Raw genomic sequence first — 11,928 nt, 5'->3', positions numbered from 1 at the left:
TCGTTCATTAGCTCACTGGTTCATTAGTTTATTGGTTGAATAGTTCAATTATGTCATGAGTTACTATAATCTTGAGGACTTAGAATTGTACCAGATATCCGAAACTTTTAGTAACGAGATATGGTTGTTAGTGAGTGAATGGGATAATTTTTCAAAGGATACTATCGGAAAACAGATTGTGCGGTCTGCCGATTCTATCGGGGCCAATATTGCCGAAGGATATGGGAGATATCATTATAAAGAAAATAGAAACTTCTGCTATTTCAGTCGTGGGTCTATTTTGGAGACGAAAGGATGGCTAAAAAAGGCACGAACACGCAACCTGATTAACGAAGAACAATTCAATACACTAATTGAAAATCTTCAAACCGTTCACATCAAGTTGAATGCATACTTAAAGTTTATCGGCAAATCAACTGGCAAATCGTCCGACTAATGAACCAATTCATCGGTCGCAGAGCAGACCATTGAACTAATGAACCAGTGAACCAATGAACCACTTTGATTACAGGGAAGCTTTAAAGAATATACCCCATAAACCGGGCGTATATCAGTACTGGGATACCGAAAACGAGCTGATATATATCGGCAAGGCAAAAGACCTGCGTAACCGTGTAGCTTCGTATTTTAATAAGGATACCCAGATAAATGCCAAGACACGGGTATTGGTGTCTAAAATTCGTAAAATAACCTTTACCATTGTTGATACCGAGGTGGACGCCTGGCTGCTGGAGAACAGCATGATCAAAAAGCATCAGCCACGCTATAACGTGATGCTGAAGGATGATAAAACCTACCCCTGGATCATCATCAAGAACGAAAATTACCCCCGCATTTACTGGACACGCCGCATTATCAGGGACGGCTCAAAATATCTTGGCCCTTATGCATCCGTAAGCATGATGCATACTATTTTAGGGCTTATTAAAGAAACCTACCCCCTGCGCACCTGCAACCTTAACCTTACCCGCGAAAACATTGAGAAAGGCAAGTTTAAAGTTTGCCTGGAGTACCAGTTAGGTAATTGCAAGGGCCCTTGCCAGGATTTTCAGTCGGAAGCGGATTATGACCGCAACATCAGCGAGATAACGGATGTGCTGAACGGTAAGATCGGCAACGTGGTGCGTAACCTTAAAGGCGACCTGGAAAAGGCCGTGAGCGAGCTTAACTTTGAGCTGGCGCATCGCCTTAAACGCAAGCAGGACCTGCTTGAAAATTACCAGAGCAAATCAACCGTTGTAAATTCGTCCATTACTGATGTGGATGTGTTCAGCATCGCGTCCGAAGAAAAATACGCCTTTGTGAATTTTTTGAAGGTGATGAACGGCACCATTACCCAAACCCAAACCATTGAGCTGAAGAAACGCCTGGATGAAACCGATGAAGAGCTGCTGACTATTGCCATAACGGAGTTCAGGACCAGGTACAACAGCACCTCGAAAGAGATCATTGTGCCGTTCGAGATAGACCTGGACGATACCAAGCTTAAATTTACGGTGCCTAAACTGGGCGAAAAACGTAAACTGCTGGATCTGTCGCAAAAGAATGTAATGTTCTTTAAAAAGGAAAAGATAGACCAGTACGAAAAGTTGAACCCCGAGGTACGCACCGAGCGCCTGCTTACCCAAATGATGAACGACCTGCGCATGAACACGCTGCCGCGCCATATCGAGTGTTTTGACAATTCCAACTTTCAGGGCAAATACCCCGTATCGGCTATAGTGGTGTTTAAAGATGGTAAGCCATCAAAGAAAGATTATCGCCACTTTAACGTAAAAACCGTTGTAGGGCCAGATGATTTTGCCACAATGGAAGAAGCTGTATTGCGCCGCTATCGCCGTGTACTTGACGAAGACACCGGCCTGCCCCAGTTGATCATTATTGATGGTGGTAAAGGGCAGCTATCATCGGCCATGAAGAGTTTAAAGCTGCTGGGTATTGATAAGCAGGTAACCGTTATAGGTATCGCCAAAAGGCTGGAAGAACTTTATTACCCCGGCGACCAGTACCCGCTTTACCTTAATAAACGTTCGGAAACGCTTAAGGTAATACAACAACTGCGCGATGAGGCGCACCGCTTCGGCATTACTTTCCACCGCAAAAAACGGGATAAAGGCACCCTGGCAACCGAGTTAGAATTAATTGAAGGTATTGGTAAAACAACCTCCGAAAAACTGTTAAAATACTTTAAATCCGTCAAGAAAATTCGGGAAGCAACCGAAACCGAACTGCAGGAAGTGGTGAACCTGAAACAGGCAAAAGCCATAGCACAATACTTTAACCCGGTGGTTAGCGGCCCAACCGGTTTACAGGGCGCAGATTAATTTTTGTTAAACCAGGGAATGTTCATTAAAGCAAAAAGTCAAAACCCGGAATGAATTTTGACTTTTTGCTTTTTACTTTTTAATTCTTAGTAGCTCCACAAATTAAGCTCCCAATCCATCAGGCTCTTTTTAATCCTTTCAGATTCGTAAAGCTTATCAATCCCCTGAGCGTAATCGCGTATACGTTCGTCCTTATCGTTTGATTGCTTAACAATATAACTGGAGAATAAACGCTTTACAAATACATCATCAAAGCTTAGCCCTGTTGCATCATTATTACGGCTTACAGCTTCTTTAACTGCTAACACCTGCCTTGCTTCGGGGAAGTATATCCAAAATGCGGGCTGGTAATCAAGGTCTAAGCCAGCTGCTTTAGGTTTATAAAGCGGTGCTATACCGATAATGCGCGGTTCAAAAACAGAACGTTGCTTATCGAACACCCAATCTTCTTTGATACGGAATTTAACAACGCTATCCGGGTTAAACTCGCCCGCAACCACCTTAGATCCGATCTTATCACCGGTGTTTTTATCAAACTGGTCAACTACCGAGCTATCAGCCATTTTACTGCGGGCCTGCCCGGCGCTTAAGGGTTTGGAAAAGCCATCGCCATTAGGGTCGTCTTTTGAAGGCGCAGGGTCGTAAGCAGTTAACTCCCCGGCATCAATAGCTGCCATTAAAACGTCTATCAACCTGCCCTTAGGCGATGCCAGGTACTGGTTCATTTTTTCGCGCAGGTCAATTTCCCTCCAAACGCGTTTGGCAAACATCACATCGGCTTCGCGCAGGTTGGCGTAAGGGGTTACCTTAGCGCTCAGGATATTATTCTTTTTATAATAACCATCCAGCGGGCGGTCAAAAGGCTTTTTCCTGGTAGTGTCTGGTTGTAAACCTGTGTTTGCAGCATCGCCCGCGCCCGCCATCTGCTGCGCACCAGCGTTAACCGGCGTTTGCGTTTTGGCTTTGGTTACCGGCTTTTTTGTCGATCTTTTCCTTTGAGCAAAAGATACGCTGCAGGCAAGGCAAAGTACAATGATCAAAAATCTTGTTTTCATAATTCTTTAATTAGCCGTCAATACAATCCCATCCAATCCGCGTTGCGTGCCATCCGGGCCCACGGCAATAATGTCCTGGAACACAACGGTTGTGCCCGGGGTAACACCGCTCATGGCCGACCGCATTGCGCTTGACAGTTCGCCGCCCGTTGTGCTGTAGCTGATGGCATCCTGGCGTGGTTTTATAATGATCATATTAAACCTGGTAACGTTAAACTTAGCGTCAAACTCAAAGCCTTCCAGTCTGGCAAAAAGCCTGTCCTGCGCGCGGATGTTGGCCGCACTGGTTTTACCGCCGCTTTTACCTGCAAATGTCGCTTTAGGATCGGGTATGCGTTTTACGCGAAACTCGGACGTACCCAAAACCATGCCCTTTTCGCCCGTCACGGTTACTTTTGCGGTACCTAACGAACTTACGTTTGCTGTATAATGGCCGTTAGAGCCGCTTATAGATCCGCCCGACATAGAAACTTTTATACTCTCTTTAGGCACACCCGGCGCTGAAACAGAAAGAGGGTTTGGCACGCCGATGTATAAAACATTCATTTTATCAGGCGAAACTACCGCTGATGGTTTTGCCACCATATAGCTTCCGCTGATAGGATAAGGCATTACCTTTCCATCTAACTGTTTAATCAATAATTGGCCGGTCCAATTTCTAATCCCTTCGCCGCTTGCAGTAACGGTATAAGTACCCACACCGTTTGAGGTAGGGATAGGTGACCCGCCTACAGTTATGGTTGGGTTTGAGTTTTTATCATAAGCGGTTAAAAATATCTCGGCTTTGTATTGCTGGCCCGAAAGCACATAACTTGTAGGTGCCACGGCTACGGCTTTAAACTGGTTTAAGGTTACCTGCGCTTCATCCACCTTCCCTAACAATTTTTTTACAACTTCACTTTCGGCATTTTTATTATCAGCCTGTATCTTAGCCAATGTTGTTAAGGCGGCGCCTAAGGGTATTCCTTCGCCAAAATACGCATCCTGCCAGCGCTTTTTAGGATAACCCGGACGCGAGGGGAGATCATTAGCATTAAGCGAAAAATTGATACCCTGTGCATCCTTTCCCAAAAGGGCGAGCAACTTGTCTTTTGTCGACTGTATCTTTTCTTTCAGGACATCGGCCTTCTTATTATTGATCATCACTTCCGACGAGATATCAAGGCTTTCTCTTGCGTTCACATCATCAATATCGGGGTTAATGTTCCCTCCCTTTTTTATCAGTTCGGCTTTCAGCTCTTCAATATAGCTATTAAGCTCATTAGCAATTTTACTGGCGTTACGTGCTTTAGCTAATAACTGACCGGCTTTTTCTGGTTGCTCTTTTAGCTTGGTTGCTTCAAAAGCGCTGTAAGTAGTATTTAAGCTATTGGTTACGTTATCTCTTGATGTATCTAAACTTTTTGTAATGTTCCTGAACGAATCCAGCAAACTATCCGGTACGTTCAGCGCTATAAGCCCTAATAATACCAGGTATAGTATACCGATCATTCGCTGTCTTGGGGTTTCTTTACCTCCGGCCATTCTTATATTATTCTTTTAGTACCTTAAAAAACAATTATTAGCTAACACGGGGTTGGTTCATGGCAGTAAGCATGTTACCATACACCGAGTTTAACGACGCCAGGTTTTTAGCTAAACGCCCAACTTCTTCTTTAAACTGTTTAGAATCGTCTAACGACTCGTTAAAGTTATTCATCGTTAACGACAGGTTTTTGTAGAAACTGTTCATCGCCTTTAAATGCGCGCTCGAATCCTGCAGTTCCAGTTCGTACACCGCGTTTAGTGATGAAAGGTTTTTAGCCAGGTTGGTAACCTGGTCGTGATAGGCTTTTGAATCCACATTGGTATTTGCCATTTCAGCAAGGTTAGCCGATGCCTTTTCAAAGGCATTGCTCAGGTTATCATAACTGGCAGTAGCCTGTTTTACTTTATTGGTAAAGGCAAGGGTAGCATCGCCGGCATCGGTAACCCTTGAGATACCGTTAACTTTATCGCCGAAGGTTCTTAAACCTTCGCCAAGGCTATTGATCAGTTCCGGGCCAATTTTTGCATCTTCCAGCATTTTATCCAAAGCGGCAGTATTAGAAAAGTTGCTAACTGCGGCGGGCCTTGCCGAAGCCTTTGGCAATTCCCCTGAAAAATCGTCGCTTAGCTCAGGGTAAACACGTACCCAGTCAATGTCTTTTTCTTCGCGTTGAAAACCAAGTATGAAGAATAAGCCTGCCTCGGCTATCAGGCCTATCGATATAAACGTACCACCATAAGGCCAGTGCTGTATTTTAAACAGCAGCCCTATAATAACTACTGTAGCTCCCCATGATACTATATTTCCTATTCCGTAAGGTTTCTTTTTACCAGCCATAAACTTAGTAGATGTAATTGATTGTATATTTAGTTATTTTAATATTTCTTTAATTAGCGCTTGTCCTTGATGTCGCGGCCAAGATATTGGGTTACGCAACGGAAACCGATATACGATTTTGCTGTGTCCTGGTACTCAAAGGTACGGGTGGAGTTTTGCAGGAAGTAACCCACATCTTTCCATGAACCGCCGCGCACCACTTTACGTTTCAGTACTTCGGGGTCGCTTGCCTTGGCTTCGTAGTTAAATGTTGGGTTCAGGTCGTGCACAAAGGTAGAGGCCGATTCGTCATAGGCAGATGAGGTCCACTCGGCAACGTTGCCTGCCATATTATACAGCCCGTAATCATTAGGGAAATAAGATCTTACATTTACTGTATAAGCGCCGCCATCATCAGTGTAGTTACCGCGGCCGGGTTTAAAGTTGGCCATTAAGCAGCCCTTGGCGTTTTTAATGTAGGGGCCGCCCCATGGGTAATCGGTACCTACCCTGCCACCACGTGCGGCGTATTCAAATTCGGCATCGTTAGGCAAATCAAACGGAAGGTTAGGGTCTAAACCGCGCGCATGCTTGGCACCGTCGCTTAAACGGGTACGCCATACGGTAAACGCCCTTGCCTGGCGCCAGGTAACCCCCACAACAGGGTAATTACGATAGGCCGGGTGCGAAAAATACCCTTCAACCATTGGCTCGTTTGCCGCGTACGAAAAATCGTTAAGCCAAACCAGCGTATCAGGGTAAACACCTACGGTGTCGCGAATAATAAAATCCGACCGGCGTTTGGTTTTATCATAGCGATAGTTTGATGCATCGCGTAACGACATCAGGGCGTAGTTGTATTTTAACAGACGTACATCTATCTCGTTACGGTCAAAAACACGGTCGTCGCCCTGATAGTATAAGCCCTGCAGTTTAGGGGCGTTAGCCGCCGCGTTTTTGCCACGGGTACTAAATATAGGGTTGCTTGCTACGTATTTCCAGTTGATGTATTTACGGCCGTTCGGATCAGCAGGAGCGCCTTTTTTTGGCTGCAAATAATATTTATCGTCGTTTAAGTAATTGGTAATGGCGATTGAATCGCGTACCCAAAATACAAACTGTTTATACTTCGTGTTAGATATTTCGGTCTCGTCCATAAAAAATGGCGCTACCGTAACCTGTCGGGTTTGCGATGTTTGGGCGAAGGTGATATCCTGGTCTGTTTGGCCCATTAAAAACGTACCGCCTTTAATATAAACCATATTAAGTGGGGTAGTAGCCCTGAACGATCGTTGCTTTACCCCTGTTACTTCGCCGCTGTTACCGCCCCCGCCTATACCGCAACCAGTTAATATAGTACCGGTTAAAACTATTATTAAAAAGTATACTTGTTTCATTTTGTATCCAAAATCAGTAACATAATATCATCTATGCAACAAAACGCACCCCCGAATATATCACTTTTTATAGTAACCAAACCGAAAAAATGTTTTTTAAATCCAATAAATACTATTGCAAGTTAAGAAAACACCTTTTTAATTTGTTTAAAAATGACAGGGGCACCGCAAAAATATTTCTTTATTGCAAAAATATTTTCACCGTTATACGTTGAAAATCACAGAATGTTGCAGCAAAACAATAGTTAATTACTTATTTGTTGGCTTGCTTAACGTATTGCTCAATAGCCATGGTCATGGATGGGGCAGCAGGCGTTGGGGCGGGGATATCTAAGATCAGGCCTGCATCAAGCACTGCTTTGTGTGTTGTAGCGCCAAAGGCCGCAATACGTGTATTATTTTGTTTAAAATCGGGGAAGTTCTTATACAACGATTGTATGCTGGATGGGCTAAAGAACGCGATAACGTCGTAAAACACTTCAGCAAGGTCGCTAAGGTCACTGCATACCGTACGGAACAAAACAGCGGGGGTAAAATCGTAACCGTTATCCAGCAAAAACTTTTGGGTTTCTTCAGCAGCAACGTCCGAGCATGGATAAAGGAATTTTTCGGCTGAGTGCTTTTTAAGTACCTCGGCCAGGTCGGCGGCGGTTTGCTTACCAAAAAATATTTTACGCTTGCGGTACTGGATATATTTTTGCAGGTAAAGGGCAATGGTTTCCGACAGGCAAAAGTACTTCATTTCTACAGGCACCTCAAAACGCATTTCCTCACAAATCCGGAAGAAGTGGTCGGCAGAGTTACGGCTGGTGAAGATAACCGCTGTAAAATCGGCAAGGTTAATTTTTTCCTTACGGAAATCTTTGGCAGGAACACCCTCTACGTGAATAAACGATCTGAAGTCGATCTTTAAATTAAGCTTTTTAGCCAATTCTGCGTAGGGGTTTTTATCATTTTCAGGTTTTGGCAGTGTTACCAAAATGCTTTTAACCTTTTTCTTTCTATCTTCCAATGCCATACGTAAACTACTACCTAAATCCAATATTAAGTGCCTTAATCAAAATCAATATGGGGCAAATTTCGAGGGCACAAAGATAGACAAATAAATAAAACTTATGAAATCGAAAGTTAGAAATGATACTAACGCTGCTGCGCAGGTATTGCCATATAAATATAATGATAACCAGCAATAATGTTACGGCAAGTAAAAATGGAATAAACTTATCGGCTATTAAGCTAAAGCAGAGCGCAACCGGCAAAAACACAAAGGCAATGTTAAAATAAGTGAGCGATAAGGTTGATATATAATCGTTTACCAGCTTATTGATATCAAACACGAACCCCAAAAACTTTAAGACCAGGAATTTGCTTGCGAAAAGCGCGATAATTACAAACGATAGCGTAAGAAATAGCTGAATACCGGCAATAGTGTAATAAACCTTATAATAACCTGTAGTAAGCAGGTAAAGGAACAGGCCAAAGGTAAACCCAAACAGCAGGAACAAGCCAATGAAGGTCCAGGCGTTTATGGGGCTATCCTCCTTTCCGGCCTGACTAATAGATTTACGGTTATAAAAGGATTGAAAAACATTGCTCATATCCTTACTTGATGATATGTTAAGCCCTGATGCGAAAAGCAGCAGTAAGATAATTACCGCTATGACCCAAACATCACGCGAGGGCCGGCTTCGGCCATAACCCTGTATCACTTTTGATTTTGTAGACAGGCTCAGGTACAGGTCATTTTTGTATTTGTTTGCTTGCAGTATGCTATCTACAAACCGGTTGGGCCTGTTCGGGTCAGGCGCCCTGGTGTACACCCAGGCCAGCGAATCGGATACGAACTGCTCGCGGGCCGCCGTAGCGTGGGCCACCGAATCCAGAAAAGGCATGGGCCCTTTATAGCGAGGTTTTACGCTGACGCTGTCGGTTACGGCAGGTGTGGCTGTAGAGTCTGTTTGCGCATGCGCCACCGACACCCCCGTAACCAAAGCAAAAAGAAAGCAAAATAACCAGCGCATGTATAAACCCATGTAATGCCGCAAATTTACCTTAATTATGCCGGGTTATGCAAAACAAATCGCTTAGCAGTTAAATTGCCTAAGGTGATAGCGTTAATGCGGTCAATCAAACTATCGCGGGTGGTCTTATCAAATATGGTTTCATTTTGCTATAATTGATAAACAAACTTATAACAACGTATCCAATTAAACAGGGCGCCATCATGACAACTTAAGGGGGCAAATGCGGCAATGTGTGATAATTGCCCTACCTTTGCTCGCAATGGCCGGTATGCAATGTTATATTGATTTACAATAAGTTATACTAAAAGGAGTAAATAAGTAACGTGAGACATGTATATATCCAGCAAAATTAATTAGTTCATACTGCATGGAAAGGACCATTTACTATATTCGGACATTCTGTAAAATGTATATATGATATGCGTAAACCATTAAGTCAAATACATTAATGTGTGGTACACGTTTTCGAAGGTGGCCTTCTTGTGTACATTTGAAGTTTACGCAATTATAAGATGATGCAAATGACAAGGCGACACATCATAACGTTAATTTATTTTCTTCCAACACTTTTGTTCGCACAAAGCCAGGACAAATTAACTGCAAATCAAATTATAGATTCTTCGATAGCTTTTTGCGGTGGCGAAGCTCGGATCTCAAAAATAAACACGGTCCAAACTACTTACCTGGTTACCCAGCCAGATCAGTCAAGATGTATAGTTGATGATAAATTTAAAACCGGAGAAAAATATGTTCAGTGTATTTTATCAAAAACTAACACTCCGCAGACTACTTTTTTTAATGGAGAGAAAATTAGCAGGATTGACGGAAACTCAGTAATTCAGATAACCGACATATCATCGAAAGAAGAAGTAAAACTTAAAACATACGGTCAAATTCCATACGCCTACAAAAAGCTTAAGTATGCGTTAACCCGATTACCTGACCACAAATTTGAAAACGCTGACTGCTTTGTGGTGACCGCGAGGGCACCCAATGGTTATACAACTAAAAACTTTTTCGACAAAAAAAATTATAGGTTAATAATGGTGATGTACCCCAGTGGCAACAGATCAATTATGATGGATTACATTTTCAAAGATGGGGTTCTTTTCGACTCCAAAGTTGGAAACGGTTTTGCTGATTCTGATGATATACAAATATTGACCCTGCTCGGCGTTCATTTAAATGAGGAAATTGCTAACATATGGTTTAACTGTCCATATTCCGACAAAGTGTATGTGCCAGAATATATTAAAATCGGACAGTTTACCTCTACCAATGGAGACCCAACCACATTTACAAGAAACAAAATTTCAATGGTTTATACCAACAGCAAAGGTGATGTAGATTTAAGGAGATTTTTAGCATGGGTTTCATCAGATACTTTCGGTCTCGTTGACGAACAGGCCATCAAAAGCAATGACAAGTCTTCAAAACAGCAGATATTAATTAGAGTGATTTCGTGGGACGAGCATGGATATGTTTGTCAATGGATCACAGATAACAACACAGATACTCAGGATTATAAATTAATTAAGTGAAAATAAAGACCGCCTTTAACAAGCGTTAGTTTAACTTAGCATTTTAATAATCTCCAATGGCCGGTATATATATCCACATCCCTTTTTGCAAGCAAGCCTGCCATTACTGCGATTTTCATTTTAGCACATCGGCCAGGTATAAAGACGAGATGGTGCAGGCGCTTTTAAAAGAAATAGGCCTGCAAAAAAACTACCTCACCAATGAAACCATCGAAACCATCTATTTTGGCGGCGGTACACCGTCGGTACTTTCTGCCGACGAGATCATCCGCATCATCAACACCATCACCGAAGTACATACGGTTGCTGCCGGTGCCGAAATTACGCTGGAAACCAACCCCGACGACCTGGACCAGCAAAAGATAAATGCCTTGAGGCATACACCTGTAAACCGTTTCAGCATTGGCATCCAGTCGTTTTTTGACGAAGATTTGCAATGGATGAACCGTGTGCACCGTGCCGCCGAAGCCGAAGCTGCCGTAAAACGCGCGCAGGACGCCGGTTTTGAAAACATCACTGCCGACCTGATTTACGGCTACCCGCTGCTTACCGATGCCAAATGGAAAAACAATCTCGATAGAATATTTGAGCTGGGCATCCCCCATATATCGGCTTACAGCATGACGGTTGAGCCGCAAACCGCGCTGGCAACTTTCATCAGCAAAAAGAAACAGCCCGCCATGAGCGAGCGGCAAAGCGCCGGGCAGTTTAGCCTGATGCTGGATGCGATGCTGGCTAACGGCTTTGAGCAATACGAAATATCGAACTTTTGCAGGCCCGGCCATTACTCGAGGCATAACACTAACTACTGGCAAGGTGTGAAATACCTGGGTGTTGGCCCCTCGGCCCACTCCTTTAACGGCGAAACCCGCCAATGGAACGTAGCTAACAACGCTAAGTATATCACAGCCATCGCCCAAAGCATCATCCCGGCCGAAATTGAGGTGCTGAGCGAAACCAATCGTCTTAACGAATATGTCATGACGTCGTTGCGTACCGTCTGGGGCCTTCACCTGGATAAACTGAACGCCATTGCGCCGGGCGCTTCAACCGAACTGCAGAAGGCAGCCGCGCCCTATCTTAATAATGGCAGCCTTACCCAGGCCGATAATGTTGTAAAGCTTACCCGGCATGGCAAGCTGTATGCTGATAATATAGCGGCTTCGCTGTTCTTTTAAAAATCGACTCAGCTACTTTTATACTTCTTTACCCTCTATCCAAAGAAGAGCGGGTCGACGGGTAT

Annotated in this window: 10 protein-coding genes; 4 read left to right on the top strand and 6 right to left on the bottom strand. The window is 43.6% G+C overall.

The features are described 5' to 3' along the window. Nucleotides 1-55 precede the first annotated feature (55 nt). Nucleotides 56-436, top strand: a complete 381-nt coding sequence (locus GWR56_RS09495) for a four helix bundle protein (RefSeq protein ID WP_162430878.1) — start codon at nt 56-58, stop codon at nt 434-436. Between the two features lie 55 nt (nt 437-491). Next, a complete protein-coding gene (uvrC, locus tag GWR56_RS09490; RefSeq protein ID WP_162430876.1) occupies nt 492-2,324 on the top strand; it encodes an excinuclease ABC subunit UvrC in 1,833 nt (610 codons plus the stop codon). Nucleotides 2,325-2,410: 86 nt separating this feature from the next. Here uvrC and gldN read toward each other — a convergent pair whose 3' ends face one another. From gldN to GWR56_RS09460, 6 genes are all read right to left on the bottom strand, one after another. Next, nucleotides 2,411-3,379: a gliding motility protein GldN gene (gene gldN / locus GWR56_RS09485; protein WP_162430874.1), complete on the bottom strand. Its 969-nt coding sequence runs from the start codon at nt 3,377-3,379 to the stop codon at nt 2,411-2,413. A 6-nt stretch (nt 3,380-3,385) separates the two neighbouring features. Beyond that, nucleotides 3,386-4,903 carry a gliding motility protein GldM gene (gene gldM, locus GWR56_RS09480; RefSeq protein ID WP_162430872.1) on the bottom strand — a complete coding sequence of 506 codons (1,518 nt, stop codon included), beginning with the start codon at nt 4,901-4,903 and terminating at the stop codon, nt 3,386-3,388. Between the two features lie 37 nt (nt 4,904-4,940). Then, nucleotides 4,941-5,744: a gliding motility protein GldL gene (gene gldL / locus GWR56_RS09475; protein ID WP_162430870.1), complete on the bottom strand. Its 804-nt coding sequence runs from the start codon at nt 5,742-5,744 to the stop codon at nt 4,941-4,943. Between the two features lie 53 nt (nt 5,745-5,797). Then, complete coding sequence (locus tag GWR56_RS09470) at nt 5,798-7,120, bottom strand: SUMF1/EgtB/PvdO family nonheme iron enzyme (protein WP_162430868.1); 1,323 nt, start codon at nt 7,118-7,120, stop codon at nt 5,798-5,800. Nucleotides 7,121-7,373: 253 nt separating this feature from the next. Beyond that, entirely contained in the window at nt 7,374-8,138 is a 765-nt protein-coding gene (locus tag GWR56_RS09465) for a uroporphyrinogen-III synthase (RefSeq protein WP_162430866.1), read from the bottom strand. A gap of 10 nt (nt 8,139-8,148) precedes the next feature. After that, entirely contained in the window at nt 8,149-9,141 is a 993-nt protein-coding gene (locus GWR56_RS09460; protein ID WP_162430864.1) for a DUF4271 domain-containing protein, read from the bottom strand. A 515-nt stretch (nt 9,142-9,656) separates the two neighbouring features. Between GWR56_RS09460 and GWR56_RS09455 the strand changes: the two genes are divergently transcribed. Together GWR56_RS09455 and hemW are read left to right on the top strand one after the other, a co-directional pair. Then, the gene (locus tag GWR56_RS09455) at nt 9,657-10,685 is read left to right on the top strand and encodes a hypothetical protein (RefSeq protein ID WP_162430862.1); all 1,029 of its coding nucleotides are present in this window, start codon (nt 9,657-9,659) and stop codon (nt 10,683-10,685) included. A gap of 56 nt (nt 10,686-10,741) precedes the next feature. Then, entirely contained in the window at nt 10,742-11,863 is a 1,122-nt protein-coding gene (hemW, locus tag GWR56_RS09450) for a radical SAM family heme chaperone HemW (RefSeq protein WP_162430860.1), read from the top strand. Nucleotides 11,864-11,928: the final 65 nt, after the last annotated feature.

The organism is Mucilaginibacter sp. 14171R-50 (assembly GCF_010093045.1).
Classification (GTDB): Bacteria; Bacteroidota; Bacteroidia; order Sphingobacteriales; family Sphingobacteriaceae; genus Mucilaginibacter.
Note: the sequence above shows the minus strand (reverse complement) of the source record. Positions and strands in the feature narration are given on the sequence as shown.